Origin of the sequence: Plantactinospora sonchi (assembly GCF_036422035.1) — a bacterium.
In the GTDB taxonomy this organism is placed as follows: domain Bacteria; phylum Actinomycetota; class Actinomycetes; order Mycobacteriales; family Micromonosporaceae; genus Plantactinospora; species Plantactinospora sonchi.
Window position 1 is genome coordinate 240,419 of sequence record NZ_JAZGQK010000002.1, and the last position, 15,243, is coordinate 255,661.

At 73.1% G+C, this 15,243-nt stretch carries 12 protein-coding genes; 11 read left to right on the plus strand and 1 reads right to left on the minus strand.

Going from position 1 to position 15,243, the window contains the following annotated elements; genetic code table 11:
- Positions 1-84 precede the first annotated feature (84 nt).
- From V1633_RS03300 to gatA, 9 genes are all read left to right on the plus strand, one after another.
- The gene (locus V1633_RS03300; protein ID WP_331212625.1) at positions 85-1,263 is read left to right on the plus strand and encodes a cysteine desulfurase family protein; all 1,179 of its coding nucleotides are present in this window, start codon (positions 85-87) and stop codon (positions 1,261-1,263) included.
- A 56-nt stretch (positions 1,264-1,319) separates the two neighbouring features.
- Positions 1,320-2,429 carry a tRNA 2-thiouridine(34) synthase MnmA gene (mnmA, locus tag V1633_RS03305; protein ID WP_331212626.1) on the plus strand — a complete coding sequence of 370 codons (1,110 nt, stop codon included), beginning with the start codon at positions 1,320-1,322 and terminating at the stop codon, positions 2,427-2,429.
- 103 nt (positions 2,430-2,532) lie between these two features.
- Positions 2,533-3,735, plus strand: coding sequence for a low temperature requirement protein A (locus tag V1633_RS03310; protein WP_331212627.1), 1,203 nt, complete (start codon positions 2,533-2,535; stop codon positions 3,733-3,735).
- Between the two features lie 79 nt (positions 3,736-3,814).
- Positions 3,815-4,840: a methionine synthase gene (locus V1633_RS03315; protein ID WP_331212663.1), complete on the plus strand. Its 1,026-nt coding sequence runs from the start codon at positions 3,815-3,817 to the stop codon at positions 4,838-4,840.
- 38 nt (positions 4,841-4,878) lie between these two features.
- A complete protein-coding gene (locus V1633_RS03320; RefSeq protein WP_331212664.1) occupies positions 4,879-5,247 on the plus strand; it encodes a VOC family protein in 369 nt (122 codons plus the stop codon).
- Between the two features lie 127 nt (positions 5,248-5,374).
- The gene (gene ligA / locus V1633_RS03325; protein ID WP_331212628.1) at positions 5,375-7,507 is read left to right on the plus strand and encodes an NAD-dependent DNA ligase LigA; all 2,133 of its coding nucleotides are present in this window, start codon (positions 5,375-5,377) and stop codon (positions 7,505-7,507) included.
- Between the two features lie 181 nt (positions 7,508-7,688).
- Entirely contained in the window at positions 7,689-10,064 is a 2,376-nt protein-coding gene (locus V1633_RS03330) for a putative bifunctional diguanylate cyclase/phosphodiesterase (RefSeq protein WP_331212629.1), read from the plus strand.
- A 144-nt stretch (positions 10,065-10,208) separates the two neighbouring features.
- Entirely contained in the window at positions 10,209-10,568 is a 360-nt protein-coding gene (gene gatC, locus V1633_RS03335; RefSeq protein ID WP_331212630.1) for an Asp-tRNA(Asn)/Glu-tRNA(Gln) amidotransferase subunit GatC, read from the plus strand.
- Between the two features lie 5 nt (positions 10,569-10,573).
- Positions 10,574-12,049: an Asp-tRNA(Asn)/Glu-tRNA(Gln) amidotransferase subunit GatA gene (gatA, locus tag V1633_RS03340; protein ID WP_331212665.1), complete on the plus strand. Its 1,476-nt coding sequence runs from the start codon at positions 10,574-10,576 to the stop codon at positions 12,047-12,049.
- Positions 12,050-12,071: 22 nt separating this feature from the next.
- Here gatA and V1633_RS03345 read toward each other — a convergent pair whose 3' ends face one another.
- The gene (locus V1633_RS03345; protein WP_331212631.1) at positions 12,072-12,932 is read right to left on the minus strand and encodes an AraC family transcriptional regulator; all 861 of its coding nucleotides are present in this window, start codon (positions 12,930-12,932) and stop codon (positions 12,072-12,074) included.
- Between the two features lie 99 nt (positions 12,933-13,031).
- On the opposite strand from V1633_RS03345, the gene V1633_RS03350 reads away from it, so the two are divergent.
- A complete protein-coding gene (locus V1633_RS03350; RefSeq protein WP_407951950.1) occupies positions 13,032-14,453 on the plus strand; it encodes a pyridoxal phosphate-dependent decarboxylase family protein in 1,422 nt (473 codons plus the stop codon).
- Positions 14,454-14,595: 142 nt separating this feature from the next.
- Positions 14,596-15,243 (plus strand): GNAT family N-acetyltransferase, encoded by a 648-nt coding sequence (locus V1633_RS03355; protein WP_331212632.1) that lies wholly within the window; start codon positions 14,596-14,598, stop codon positions 15,241-15,243.

The following is a 15,243-nucleotide window of genomic DNA, read 5'->3' on the forward strand; positions in this document are numbered from 1 at the left end:
GGCGGAGTCGGTCGGACCACCGGCACAGTGGTCCGACCGGCCGGCCGAACCGGTCGTTCCGGACCTGGCACTAGGCTGGACGCGATGACATACCTGGATCACGCGGCGACCACTCCGATGCTGGACGAGGCACTGAAGGCGTACGTCGCGACCGCGCGCGAGGTCGGCAACCCGTCGTCGCTGCACGCCGCCGGGCGATGTGCCCGCCGCCGGGTCGAGGAGTCCCGGGAGCGGGTGGCCGCCGTACTGGGCGCCCGGCCCTCCGAGGTCATCTTCACCGGCGGCGGTACGGAGAGCGACAACCTCGCGGTCAAGGGCATCTTCTGGGCGCGGCGGGCCGCCGACCCGGCCCGGATCCGGGTGGTCGCGAGCGCCATCGAACACCACGCGGTACTCGACCCGGTGGACTGGCTGGCCCGGCACGAGGGCGCGACCCCGAGCTGGTTGCCGGTCGACGGCACCGGCCGGCTCGACCCGGACCAGCTGGCGGCCGTACTCGACGAACACGGCGCCGAGGTGACACTGGTCTCGGCGATGTGGGCGAACAACGAGGTCGGCACGGTCCAGCCGATCGCCGCGCTCGCCGAGGTCGCCGCAGCGTACGACATCCCGTTCCACACCGACGCGGTCCAGGCGGTCGGCCAGGTGCCGGTCGACTTCGCCGCCAGCGGGGTGGCGGCGCTCACCGTCACCGGTCACAAGCTCGGCGGGCCGGTCGGGGTCGGCGCGCTGCTGTTGGGCCGTGACGTGGCCGCGACCCCGGTGCTGCACGGCGGCGGGCAGGAGCGGGACGTCCGCTCCGGCACCCTCGACGCGCCGGGGATCGTCGCCTTCGCCGCCGCGGTCGAGGCCGCGGTGAAGACCCAGCAGGAGTACGCCGCCCGGGTCGCGGCGCTCCGCGACGACCTGGTCGCCCGGGTCCGGCAGGCGGTGCCGGAGGCGATCTACAACGGCGCCCCGACCGACCGGCTGCCCGGCAACGCCCACTTCTCGTTCCCCGGCTGCGAGGGCGACGCCCTGCTGCTCCTGCTCGACGCGCAGGGGATCGCCTGTTCGACCGGATCCGCCTGCTCGGCCGGGGTGGCCCAGCCGTCGCACGTGCTGCTCGCGATGGGCGCGGAGGACGACCGGGCCCGGTCGTCGCTGCGGTTCTCCCTCGGTCACACCTCGACCGCGCAGGACGTCGACGCGTTGGTCGCCGCCCTGCCCGGCGCCGTGGAGCGGGCCCGCCGGGCCGGTGCGATCAAGTCCGCCCGGAGCTGACGCCGGGAATATCCCGCTGGTCGGGCCGGCTACCCTCGGAGCATGGAGGTGGACCGGTGAGGGTGTTGGCAGCCATGTCCGGCGGGGTGGACTCGGCGGTCGCCGCCGCGCGCGCGGCGGAGGCCGGGCACGACGTGACGGGCGTGCACCTGGCGCTGTCCCGTAACCCGCAGACCTATCGCACCGGGGCGCGCGGCTGCTGCACGCTGGAGGACTCCCGGGACGCCCGGCGTGCCGCCGACGTGATCGGCATTCCGTTCTACGTCTGGGACATGGCCGACCGGTTCCACGACGACGTGGTGGAGACCTTCGTCGCCGAGTACGCGGCGGGTCGTACCCCGAATCCGTGCCTGCGCTGCAACGAGAAGATCAAGTTCGCCGCGGTGCTGGACCGGGCCGTCGCCCTCGGCTTCGACGCGGTGGTCACCGGGCACCACGCCCGGCTCGGCCCGGACGGGTTGCTGCGCCGCAGCGTCGACGAGGCCAAGGACCAGTCGTACGTGCTGGCGGTGCTGACCCGCGAGCAGCTGGACCGGTCGATGTTCCCGCTCGGCGACTCGACCAAGGCCGAGGTACGCGCGGAGGCGGCCCGGCGTGGCCTCGCGGTGGCCGACAAACCGGACTCGCACGACATCTGCTTCATCGCCGACGGCGACACCCGGGGCTTCCTCGCCGACCGGCTCGGCGAGGCCCCCGGCGACGTCGTCGACGCCCGGACCGGTGCCGTCGTCGGCACCCACAGCGGCGCGTACGCCTACACCGTCGGCCAGCGCAAGGGGCTGGCGCTCGGGGTACCCGCCCCGGACGGCCGGCCCCGGTACGTGCTCTCGATCACCCCGAAGACCAACACGGTGACCGTCGGGCCGGCCGAGGCGCTGGAGGTCTCCACCGTCGGCGCCGAGCGCCCGGTCTGGACCGGGGGACCGGCGCCGACCGGCCCGCTCGACTGCCTGGTGCAGTTGCGGGCGCACGGCCAGGTCGTACCGGCCACGGTCAGCCTCGGCGCCGGGACGCTCCGGGCCGAGCTGCACAGCCCGGTCCGGGGGGTGGCGGCCGGCCAGGCGATCGTGGCGTACCGGCCGGACCCGGACGGTGACGTCGTGCTCGGCTCGGCCACCATCAGCGACACCGTCGCCACCGCTCAGGCTCCGGTCGCCACCGGCTGAGCGTCCCGCCCCGTCCCGCCGGCCATCCCTGCCATATCCGGAGCCTCCGGGTGGTCCCGCGTGATACGACTAGCGGGACAAACCACGCGAGGCGGGCGAACTGGTGGCAGGTCAGCGGCCGGGACGGCTCCTGCGGCGGCGGGAGCACCCGCAGGAGCCGTCCTTCCTGGAACTCTTCTTCGACCTGGCCTTCGTCATCTCGTTCACCATGCTGTCGGCGCGACTGGTCCACGACCTCGATTGGCTGAACGGCGTACACACCGCGGCCCTGTTCGTCGCGATCTGGTGGCTCTGGGTGACAACCGCCTGGTCCACCGACTGGTTCAATCCGCACGAACCGCTGATCCGGGGGCTGGTCCTCGCGGTGATGTTCGCGGTGCTGCTGATGACCGGCGCCGTACCGGAGGCGTTCGACGAGCACGGCGTCCTCTTCGCCGGTACGTACGCCGCCGTCCACCTGGGCCGGGCCGCCCTGCTGATTCCGCTCCTGCGAGGGCATCCGGCGCAGCGGCGCACGATGGTTGTCGCCGTCTGGTTCGGCGTCTCCGCCGTTCCGCTGATGATCGGCGCCTTCCTGCCCGACGAGGCCCGGCTGGCCCTCTGGCTGACCGCGATCGCGCTCGACTACGGCGTGGCCGTGCTGGGCTGGCCGCTGCCGCTGCTGGGGCGGTTGGAGAGCGAGCACCTGCAGGTGGTCGGCGTACACCTGGCCGAGCGCTACCAGCAGATCTTCATCGTGGCGCTCGGGGAGATCTTCCTGGTCACCGGGATGGCGTACGCCCAGCAGGGCCTGGACATGCTGCGTACGGTCGCCCTCGCGATGGCGTTCCTCAACGCCGGCCTGCTGCTCTGGATCTACTTCGTGCCGTCGGCCAACCGGCTCGGCCCGGCGCTCGAACGCAACCGGCCCCGAGTGGTGGTGTACGCGGCATACTGCCACGCCGTCATGGTCGGGGCGGTCGTGCTCACCGCCGTCGGCGCGGAGGTGACGCTCGACCATCCGCTCGGGGAGGTCAACGCCGCCTGGTCGGTCGCGATCGTGGGCGGGGCCGCCCTGTACCTCGGCGGTCGGGTGCTGCTCGGCGCCCTGGTGTACGAGCTGTTCCCCTGGCGCAGCCTGACCGGCATGGTCGTGCTGCTCGCCGCCCTGCCCGGGTTCGTCCGGTTGCCCCCGCTGGCGGTGCTCACCGCGGTGAACGTGGTGCTGCTCGTGGTCATCGTCGCGTACCACTACGGCGTCGTGCGGCCCGCCGCCAACGTCGACAGCGCGGACGCCCGGCGTCGACCGGAGCCGGAGCGCCCGTGACAGCCACGCCGACGTCGACCCGTACGCCGGCCGGCGCGGGTGCCGGGGCTAGCCTGCCGGGGTGACCGATGAGCAGCGAGTGGTTGAGGAACAGCGGACGACCGACGAGCGGCGGTGGCCGTGGCCGGCCGGCGCCGCGACCGGCATCGGGTCGATGCCGGGTACCGACATCACCGAGGCCCAGCGGATCGTGCTGGGTGAACTGGCCCTGCCCCATCTGCCCGAACTGCCCGGCCGGGGACCGGGCGCCGACCTGATCGGCCGAGGTGCCGCCCTGCTCGTCGACCTTCCGGTCGAGTTGTACGCCGGCCGTTGGCGGATCGCCGGCGGCCCCGGCCGGGACCTGCGTCGGGCCCTCGACCTCTGGGAACGCGACCTCGACGAGATGACGGAGCAGGCCGGCGAGTTCACCGGCACCTTCAAGATCCAGGCGGCCGGTCCGCTCACCCTGGCGGCCGGGATCGAACTGCCGATCGGGGGCTGGATGCTCCGCGACCCGGGTGCCGTCCGGGACCTCACCGGCTCGCTCGCCGACGGCCTGCGGGAACACGTGGCGCAGGTGCGTCGGCGGCTGCCCCGGGCCACCGTGGTGCTGCAACTCGACGAGCCGTCGCTGCCGGCCGTACTCGCCGGGCGGATCGCGACCGAGAGCGGGTTGGGGGCGTACCGGCCGGTCGAGTCGGCCACCGCGACCGGGCTGCTCGATACCGTCATCTCCGCCGTCGGGGTGCCGGTCGTGCTGCACTGCTGCGCGCCGGACGTACCGCTGGACCTGGTCCGGGCGGCCGGAGCGGCCGGCGTCGCGCTCGACCTGGGTCTGGTCGGCAACCGGCTCGACCCGCTCGGTGAGGCGATCGACGCGGGCCTCGGGCTCTTCGCCGGCGCCGCGCCGACGCTACCGCCGCCGGCCGGTCGGGCACCGTCGTCGGCCCAGGTCGCCGACCGGGTACGACAGCTCTGGGACAAGCTCGGTTTTCCGCGTGCCCAGCTCGCCGAACAGGTGGTGGTCACCCCGGCCTGCGGCCTCGCCGGCGCCACCGACGAGTACGCCCGGGCGGTGCTGACCGCATGCCGGGACGCCGGACGCCGACTCGCCGAGGAGTGAGGTTTGCCCTGTCGCACGATTCGGGCAATATGGCCGACATGATCGGACAACTGCGCAGCGTAGTGATCGACTGTCCGGACACCCGGGCTCTGGCCAACTTCTACGCCGAGCTGCTCGGCCTGCCGCTGACGTACGACGGTGGCGACGACGACGAGTGGATCGTGCTCGGCGGCGGTCCCGGCCAGCCCCGACTCGCCTTCCAGCGGGCGCGCGGGCTGCGGGAGCCGCACTGGCCCGACCCGGACCGGCCGCAGCAGTTCCACCTCGACGTCACCGTCGAGGACATCGAGGAGGCCGAGGCGAAGGTGCTGAAGATTGGCGCCACCCGGCTGCCGGGCGAGGGCGAGGGTTTCCGGGTCTACGCCGATCCGGTCGGGCACCCGTTCTGCCTCTGCTGGGACGACTGACCGGCGGGGCAGGGCACCGACATCGGCCGGGGCTGACTGGTGGCCGGCGCGGATTGTCGACCGGGGGCGCTGTTCCGGTCGGTGCCGCCGGTTACGGTTGCGGGGTAGCCGATCACGGAGGTCGACGGTGTCCGAGGAAGCCATTCCGCAGCAGGTCAGCCCGGAGGAGGCGGCGGCTGCCGGCGAGGAACCGACGGCTGCGGCGCGGGAGCGGCACAACACGCTGAGCGTCGAGATCACCGACCACCAGTACCGCTACTACGTGCTCGACGCGCCGACGATCCCGGACGCGGAGTTCGACATCCTGCTGCGGGAGCTGGAGGCGCTGGAGGAGCGGTACCCGGCGCTGCGTACCCCGGACTCACCCACCCAGCGGGTCGGCGGGACGTTCTCCACGTTGTTCACCCCGGTGTCGCACGCCGAACGGATGATGTCCCTGGACAACGCCTTCACCCAGGAGGAGCTGGAAGCCTGGGTGGAGCGGGTGGGGCGGGACGCGGGCGGTCCGGTCGGCTACCTGTGCGAGCTGAAGGTCGACGGCCTGGCGATCAACCTGACCTACGAGCGGGGACGGCTGGTCCGGGCGGCCACCCGGGGGGACGGGCGGACCGGGGAGGACGTCACCGCCAACGTACGGACCATCCGGGAGGTGCCGGAGCGGCTGGCCGAGGGCCCCGAGACCGCGCCCGAGCTGCTGGAGGTCCGGGGTGAGATCTACTTCCCGGTCGAGGCGTTCGCCGACCTGAACGCCGGGCTCGTCGAGCAGGGCAGGGCGCCCTTCGCCAACCCCCGGAACGCGGCGGCCGGCAGCCTGCGGCAGAAGGATCCCCGGGTCACCGCGAGCCGGCCACTGCGGATGGTCGTGCACGGGCTGGGCGCCCGGGACGGTTTCCAGCCGGCCACCCAGTCCGAGGCGTACGAGACGATGCGGGCCTGGGGCCTGCCGACCAGCGACCGGTGGCGGGTGGTGCCGGACCTGGCCGGCATCCGGGGGTACGTCGAGCACTACGCGAAACACCGGCACGACGTCGAGCACGAGATCGACGGTGTCGTGGTCAAGGTCGACCCGGTGGCGATCCAGGGCCGGCTGGGCTCGACGAGCCGGGCGCCGCGCTGGGCGATCGCCTTCAAGTACCCGCCGGAGGAGGTGAACACCCGGCTGCTCGACATCGACGTCAACGTGGGCCGTACCGGGCGGGTTACCCCGTTCGCGGTGCTCGAACCGGTCCGGGTGGCCGGTTCCACGGTCGCGCTGGCCACCCTGCACAACGCGCGTGAGGTGGAGCGCAAGGGCGTACTGATCGGCGACACGGTGGTGATCCGCAAGGCCGGCGACGTGATCCCGGAGGTGCTCGGGCCGGTGGTGGAGTTGCGCCCGGCCGACGCCCGGCGTTTCGAGATGCCGACCCGTTGCCCGTCCTGCGGTACGGCACTGGCCCCGGCCAAGGAGAGCGATGTCGACATCCGCTGCCCGAACTCCCGGACCTGCCCGGCCCAGGTGCGGGAGCGGATCGTCCACCTCGGCAGCCGGGACGGGTTGGACGTGGAGGTGCTGGGCGAGAAGGCGACGGTCGCGCTGCTCGACTCCGGGGTGGTCGCCGACGAGGGGGACCTGTTCGACCTGGACGAGGAGGGGTTGACCCAGGTGCCGTTCTTCGTCAAGAAGGACGGCACGCTGAGCACGAACGCCGGGAAGATGCTGAACAGTCTCGCCGAGGCGAAGGAACGACCACTCTGGCGGGTGCTGGTGGCGCTGTCGATCCGGCACGTGGGTCCGACCGCCGCCCAGGCGTTGGCCCGGGAGTTCGGTTCGGTGGCGGCGATCGAGGCGGCCAGCGAGGAGGAACTGTCCGCGGTGGAGGGTGTCGGCCCGACGATCGCAGAGAGCCTGCGGGAGTGGCTGACCGTCGACTGGCACCGGGAGGTGCTGGCCAAGTGGGCCGACGCCGGGGTACGGATGGCCGAGGAGCGGGTCGACTCGGGGCCCCGGCCGTTGGAGGGGGTGACGGTGGTGGTGACCGGCACGCTGGCGGCGTACTCCCGGGACCGGGCGGCGGAGGAGGTGCAGGCCCGGGGCGGCAAGCTCAGCGGCTCGGTGTCGAAGAAGACCGACTTCGTGGTGGTCGGGGACAACCCCGGATCGAAGGCGGAGAAGGCGGCGGCGCTGAAAGTGCCTATTCTCGATGAGGCCGGCTTCCGGACGCTGCTCGAGGAAGGACCGGAAGCGGCGGGTAGGGTTGTCATTGGTGACAATGAGTGATTGCAATATCAGCTCTGCGTTAACAAGGGCGGCGGTTGAGATGCGGCGTATTTCAAGTTAGTCACGACTAGACCCGATTCGCGTCTGTCGCCCCCCACGCGAACCGGGTCAGGGCGTTTCATGGGAGGCGCACCGCGCGGCAGTCGGCCGCGCGCCTGGACCGAGAGGCTCGGGAGGTCCCATGGAGGCCGCCGCGCTGCGGAACTCCGTCCCTCCTGGTCGGACGGCACCGTTCTTCGGCTTCGTCGGGACCGTGGTCGCGCTGGCCGTGGTGGTCAGCGTCGCGCCGCTTGCCGCCCTGCCCGCGCAACTGCCCCGGCTGCCGCTCGCGTTCTGGCTGATGGCGGCCCTCGCCGTCGCCTTCGACGCCCGTCCGTTCAGTCCGCACGCCGCGCGGCAGAACCTGGCCGTCTTCCCGTCGATCTGCTTCACCTTCGCGATCACCCTGGAATGGGGCCTCGGCCCGGCGATCGCGGTGCAGGCCGCCGCCGTCGTCGCCTCCGGGCTGCGGATGCGGTACGCGGTCTGGCGGACCGTCTTCAACATCGCCCAGTACGCCTGCGCCCTGGCCGCCGCCGACCTGGTGCTCCGGCTCACGCCCGGCCAGCGACCCGGTACGGCGGAACATCTGCGGCTGCTCGACGTCGCGTTTCTCGTCGGGGCCGGGACCGCGTGGCTGGCCGTCAACCACGGTCTGGTCGCCAGCGCGATCCGGCTCCGCTTCGGTGGCCGGTGGTGGACCCGGGTACGCCAGGGCCTCGGGTTCGAACTGCTCGCCACCGGCTCCCTGCTGCTGCTCGGCCCGGTACTGGTCGCGGCGGCCCGGACCAGCGCGGCGCTGATCCCGATGCTGGTGGTGCCGCTCTACGCGGTCTCCCGGATGGCCCGGCTCTCCGCCGAGCGGGAGCAGTTGGCCCGGCTCGACCCGCTGACCGGGCTGGCGAACCGGAAGGCCCTCCTGGACGAGGTGACCGCCCAGGTCGCGGTGCACGCCGAGCTGGCCGGCAAGGACGCCCCGGGCGGGCGCCGACTCGCCCTGCTGCTGCTCGACCTCGACCGGTTCAAGCACGTCAACGACGCGCTCGGGCACACCGTCGGTGACCGGCTGCTGGTCGAGGTGACCCGACGCCTCCTCCCCGTGGTACGCCCCCAGGACGTCATCGCCCGGCTCGGCGGCGACGAGTTCGCGATCGTCGCGACTCGGCTGGACGGCGTCGACGACGCCCGCCGGCTCGCCGACCAGGTAGTGGGGGCGCTGGCCGAGCCGGTGCCGCTCGACGGGCTGCCGCTCGACGTCGGCGGTTCGATCGGTATCGCGCTCTACCCCGAGCACGGGTCGGACTTCGCCACCCTGATGCGGCACGCCGACGTCGCGATGTACGAGGCGAAACACCGGGGCGACCCGGTCGCGGTCTACGTCGCCGAATCCGACCACAACTCGGCGGAGCGGCTGAGCCTCCTCGCCGACCTGCGTCGGGTGCTGGAGACCGGCGGCGCGAGCGGGGCCGGCGCACGGACCGACGGGACCGACGGGGCCACCGGCGCGGACGACAACACCGCGGCCGGTCCGGACGACAACCCCGCCGACGGCACCGGCGCCGCCTCGGACGTCGGCGACATCACCCTCTACTACCAGCCGCAGGTCAGTATCGACACCGGCGAGGTGGTGGGGGTGGAGGCGCTGCTGCGGTGGCGGCACCCCCGGCGCGGGATGGTCGACCCGGAGGAGCTGATCCGGGTCGCCGAGCAGAGCGCGGTGATGCGGCTGCTGACCCGGCGGGTCGTCGACGACGTGCTGGAGCAGCTCGCCAAGTGGTCGGCCGCCGGCATCGAACTGCGGGCCGCGGTCAACGTCAGCGTCCGCGACCTGCACACCGGGGAGATCGCCGACCAGATCGCCGAGGGCCTCGCCCGCTACGGCCTGCCGCCGTCCCGGCTGCAGTTGGAGATGACCGAGGGGGCGCTGATGGCCGACCCCCGCCGGGTGCTGGCCACCATCTCCCGGCTGCACCGGATCGGGGTGGCGATCGCCCTCGACGACTTCGGCACCGGGTACTCGTCGATGCAGCACCTCCGGCGGCTGCCGCTGGCCGAGGTGAAGGTCGACCGCTCCTTCGTCCTCGGCATGGTGGCCGACGCCGACGACGCGGCGATCGTCCGATCGGTGATCGAGCTGGCCGGTGCGCTCGGGCTGCGGGTCGTCGCCGAAGGGGTGGAGGACGAGCGGACCTGGCGACTGCTGCACGCGGCCGGCTGCGACGTCGCACAGGGCTGGTTCTTCGCCCGACCGATGCCGGCGGAGGATCTGGTCACCTGGTTGGCCCGGTACCGGCCGGTCCGTCCCGGTGCCGGCCCGGCGCGGCCGGAGCAGCGTCCGGCCGCCCCGTCCCGCCAGGTGGAGGCGGTCGTCCGGACCGAACCGACGACGTCCGGTGCGGTCCGGGCCGGTTCGGTGGGCGAGTCGGCTGCGCTGGGTCGGCCCGGTCCGGTCGGCGAGTCGGCGGGCGTGCCGGAGCCGGCCGAGGCGGCGGCACGACTGCATCCCAGCGTCGAGTGAGCCGGCCGGCGGGCTTCGGGGGAGTCGGAGGCGGCGGCGCTCCGGGTCACAAATAGACTCGCTCAGGTCACGGCGCGCGTGTCAGGCTGCGCCACGGAGAGCACGGCGCGAGCCGCGTAGACGTTAGGCATGAAGGGGGCACGGATGTCCGCCATCTCCCGCGAGGAGGTCGCGCACCTGGCGCGACTGTCGCGGCTCGCCGTCACCGAGGAGGAACTGGCGACCTTCGCCGGCCAACTCGACGTGATCCTTCAGGCCGTCGCCCGGGTCGGTGAGGTGGCCGCGGCGGACATTCCGCCCACGTCGCACTCGGTGCCGCTGACCAACGTGCTCCGTGACGACGTCGTGGTGCCCGGCCTGACCCGGGAGGAGGCGCTCTCCGGGGCGCCGGACCGCGAGGACGACCGGTTCCGGGTGCCCCGGATCCTGGACGAGGACGAGCCACCCAGCCCACGTGGCGAGGGGTCGGCGGAGGCCGCGTCCGGTTCGGCAGGGAAGGCGTGAGCACGATGTCCGACGTGACCAGGATGACCGCTACCGAGATCGCCGCCCTCGTCGCCAATGGCGAGGCGTCCGCGGTCGAGGTGACCCAGGCCCACCTCGACCGGATCGCGGCGGTCGACGACCGCGTACACGCGTTCCTGCACGTCGACGCCGACGGGGCGCTGGAGGCGGCCCGGGCCGTCGACGCCCGCCGGGCGGCCGGCGAGGAGCTGGGGCCGCTCGCCGGGGTGCCGGTGGCGGTCAAGGACGTACTCACCACCAAGGGCGTGCCGACCACGGTCGGATCGAAGATCCTGGAGGGCTGGCGCCCGCCGTACGACGCGACCATCGTGCAGCGGCTGCGCGCGGCCGGCACGGTGATGCTCGGCAAGACCAACATGGACGAGTTCGCGATGGGCTCCTCCACCGAATACTCGGCGTACGGGCCGACCAGCAACCCGTGGGACCTGACCCGGATCCCGGGCGGCTCCGGAGGCGGTAGCTCCGCCGCGCTGGCCGCGTACGAGGCGCCGCTGGCGATCGGCTCCGACACCGGCGGCTCGATCCGGCAGCCCGGCGCGGTCACCGGCACCGTCGGCGCCAAGCCGACCTACGGCGGCACCTCCCGGTACGGCCTGGTCGCGTTCTCGTCCTCGCTCGACACCCCCGGCCCGTGTGCCCGGAACGTGCTCGACGCGGCACTGCTGCACGAGGCGATCGGCGGGCACGACTGGCGGGACTCCACCTCGATCCCGCAGCCGGTGCCGGACGTGGTCGCCGCCGCCCGGGCCGGCGCCTCCGGTGACCTGACCGGGGTGCGGCTCGGCCTGGTCACCGAGTTCTCCGGCGAGGGCGCCGAGCCGGGCGTGATGGCCGCCTTCCGGGACGCCGTCGACGCGCTGGCCAAGCTCGGTGCCGAGGTCGTCGAGGTCTCCTGCCCGCACTTCCAGTACGCGCTGCCGGCGTACTACCTGATCTCGCCGAGTGAGTGCTCCTCGAACCTGGCCCGGTTCGACGGGGTGCGGTTCGGGCTGCGGGTCGGCGACGACGGCGTGCACTCGCTGGAGGAGGTCATGTCGCTGACCCGGGACGCCGGCTTCGGCCCCGAGGTCAAGCGGCGGATCATGCTCGGCACGTACGCCCTGTCGTCGGGGTACTACGACGCCTACTACGGGCAGGCGCAGAAGGTCCGTACCCTGATCACCCGGGACTTCACCGCCGCGTTCGAGCAGGTCGACGTCCTCATCTCGCCGACCACCCCGTTCGTCGCGTTCCCGTTCGGGTCGCGTACCTCCGACCCGTACCAGATGTACCTGGCCGACCTGTTCACCATCCCGACCAACCTGTACGGCGGTCCGGGCATCTCGGTGCCGTGCGGACTGTCGGACGGGCTGCCGGTCGGGTTGCAGGTCATGGCCCCGACCATGGCGGACGACCGGATGTACCGGGTCGCCGCCGCCCTGGAGTCGGCGGTCGGCATCCTCACCCCGCCGCAGCTGTAACCGTCGGCGACCGGCTGGTACGTCAGGTGTCGGTGTCCCTGACGTACCGGCCGGGAGTCAGGCCCAGGATCCGCTTGAAGTGCCGGGTCAGGTGCGACTGGTCGTAGAAGCCCGAAACCGTGGCGACCTCGGCGATCGGCAGTCCCGCCCGGAGCAGGGACCTGGCCCGCCAGACCCGGACCTGTGCCTGGTAGGCGTGTGGCGTCACGCCCACCGCCTGCCGGAAGACCCGACACAGGTGGTACGGGCTGAGCCCGGCGACCCGGGCCAGGGTCCGCAGGCTGACGTTCTCGGCCGCGTGTTCCCGCAGGTACTCCGTGCTGACCGCCACCGCCTGGCGTTCCCGGCCCGGCGGCCGGGGTGACCAGGTGCCGACCGCGTACCGGCTGACCAGCAGGACGAGGGTCCGGGCCAGTCGGGACTCCCGTTCGAGCGGGCTCGAACCGGGCAGCTCGGACAGCTGGTGGAAGCGGCGCAGGTGGGCCGCGACCTCCGGGTCCCGCACGACGTCGCCGCCGAATTCGGGCACCGGGGGCAGCACGCCGGGGAACTCCGCGACGATGCCGCGGACGAGCTCCGGGCCGGGGTAGACGGCGCGGTACGTCCACGATTCGTCGGCCGGGGGACCGCCGGAGTGGACCTCCTCCGGGTTGAGCGCGATCAGGTCGCCCGGGCCGATCACGTGGCTGTCGCCCCGGTACCTGGGCGTGGCGACGCCGCCTTCGGTGAGGGCGAGGAAGAACTCCTCGTGCGCGTGTGGCCGGAAGTCGAACTCGGTGAGCGTCGCCCGGAACAGTTCCACGCCGCCGAGATCGCCGGCCCACCACATCCGTGCGTCGTGGGCCTCCCGGTGCTCCGGCGAGGGGCCGGCGACGTCCGCCACCGACCGAATGTAGCCGGGAGCAATTCCGTCCAAGACCCCGACGGCGGCCCGACCCTAGCGTCCTGGTCGGAGTGTCCGTCGACGTCGGAGGAACACATGGTGGCGAAGCAGGACGGCCCGACCGGCCCGTCGGCCGGTGTGGTCGAGGAGCTGTTGAACCGGACGGCGCGGATCGCGACCGACTGGCTGGCCTCGCTCGACCGGCGGCCGGTCGGGGAGTCGGCGAGCGTCGACGAGTTGCGTGCCCGGCTCGGCGGTCCGCTTCCGACCGGGCCGGTCGATCCGCTGGTGGTGGTGGAGGAGCTGGCCCGGGCGGCCGAGCCGGGACTGGTCGCCATCCCGTCGGGTCGCTACTTCGGTTTTGTGATCGGGGGTGGTCTGCCGGCGGCCGTCGCCGCCGACTGGCTCACCTCCGTCTGGGACCAGTGTCCGGGCTTCTACGCGTGCGGCCCGGCCGCGTCGGTGGCCGAGGAGGTGGCCGGTGGCTGGGTCCGGGAGTTGCTCGGGCTGCCGCGTACCGCGTCGTTCGCCTTTGTCACCGGGTGTCAGATGGCCCATCTCACCTGCCTGGCGGCCGCCCGGCACCAGGTGCTCCGCGGCCTGGGTTGGGATGTCGAACAGCGGGGCCTGGCCGGCGCCCCACCCGTCCGGGTCCTGCTGGGGGCACGGCGTCACGTGAGCGTCGACCGTGCCCTGCGGTTCCTGGGGATCGGGCGGGACTCGGTGCGGGTCGTCCCCGCCGACACCGACGGTCGGATCGAGGTGCCGGCGCTGCGTCGGGAACTCGCCGTCGAGGACGTACCGGCGATCGTCTGCGCCCAGGCCGGTGAGGTCAACACCGGCGCCGTCGACGACCTGGCCGGGGTCGCCGACGCCGCCCGTGAGGCGGGGGCGTGGCTGCACGTCGACGGCGCCTTCGGGCTGTGGGCCGCCGCGAGTCCGGCCTTCCGCCATCTGGTGGCGGGTGCCGAGCGCGCCGACTCGTGGGCCTTCGACGCGCACAAGTGGCTGAACGTGCCGTACGACTCCGGGCTGGCCTTCTGCGCGCATCCCGACGCGCACCGGGCCGCGATGACCGCGACCGCCGGGTACCTGGTCCAGGGCGGCCCGGGCCATCCACGGGACGCGATGGACTGGACTCCCGCCTTCTCCCGGCGGGCCCGGGGATTCGCCGTCTACGCGGCACTGCGCTCCCTCGGCCGGCAGGGCGTCGCGGAGCTGGTCGAGCGGACCTGTGGGCACGCCCGGACCTTCGCCGCCGGCCTGGCCGCCGTGCCCGGCTGTCAGGTGCTCAACGAGGTGGTGCTGAACCAGGTGCTCTTCCGGTTCGGCGACGACCGGACGACGGATCAGGTGCTGCGTCGGGTGGTCGACAGTGGTGAGGCATGGATGAGCGGTACGACGGTCGGGGCGGGCCGCGCGATCCGGATGTCGGTGTCGAACTGGCAGACCAGCGACCGGGACATCGCGCGGGCCCTGGCTGCGGTCCAGGCGGCGGCGGTCGGGGTGGGCCGAGGGTGACGGTCGACTGTCGACCGGTAATCGGTAGTGCCGCCTACCGGGTGGCGCAGGTGGGATGTCCCTGGTGGCTGGGCGGTTGAGAGCGCCGATCGGATGTCGAGCATGGAGCCTTCCTGCCACACATGTGCAATAGGCTGTGCGGGTGCGCGACGAGGCTGACAGCGTGCCCGAACTGGTGATGGCCTGGGGACAGGGCTGGACGGTGTGCCGGGCCACCCCTGACCCGGTCGCGGTACCCGGCGGTTTCCGGATCGAGGTGGGCCGGCCGGGTCACCGGGAGCGGACGGTGCTGCACACCTACGACGACGACTCCCTGCGCCGGTTCGGCCGGACGTCGGACCGGCCGGGGACCTGGCTCAAGGTCATGGGCAGTCCGGAGGTGCTCCGCTCCGCACTGCCCGACGGCTGGACCACCACCGCCGTCAACCACCTGATGACGGTGCCGTTCGAGGCGACCTCCGTCGCACCGCCGGCGCCGTACGACCTGCGGGTGCGGACCGACGGCCCGATGGTGCTGGTGACCGTGTCCACGCCGGACGGCACACCCGCCGCCTACGGCCGACTGGCTCCGGCCGGAGAGTTCGGCATCGTCGACCAGGTGGGTACGGCGGACGCGCACCGGCGACGCGGACTGGGCAGCGTGGTGATGCGTGCCCTCGGCGTCGAGGCGACCCGTCGGGGCCTGCGTACCGGGATCCTCGTCGCCACCGAGGACGGGCGCGCGCTCTACCACGCGCTCGGCTGGACGGTGCGGTCGGAGGTCGCGGCGGCGTTCCGCCCGGAGCCCTGA

What these genes read in the sequence shown, in the direction of transcription:
- gatA (WP_331212665.1), top strand. Translation starts at nt 10,574, where the DNA reads ATGTCCGACGTGACCAGGATGACCGCTACCGAGATCGCCGCCCTCGTC.
- gatC (WP_331212630.1), top strand. Translation starts at nt 10,209, where the DNA reads ATGTCCGCCATCTCCCGCGAGGAGGTCGCGCACCTGGCGCGACTGTCG.
- V1633_RS03320 (WP_331212664.1), top strand. Translation starts at nt 4,879, where the DNA reads ATGATCGGACAACTGCGCAGCGTAGTGATCGACTGTCCGGACACCCGG.
- V1633_RS03330 (WP_331212629.1), top strand. Translation starts at nt 7,689, where the DNA reads ATGGAGGCCGCCGCGCTGCGGAACTCCGTCCCTCCTGGTCGGACGGCA.
- V1633_RS03300 (WP_331212625.1), top strand. Translation starts at nt 85, where the DNA reads ATGACATACCTGGATCACGCGGCGACCACTCCGATGCTGGACGAGGCA.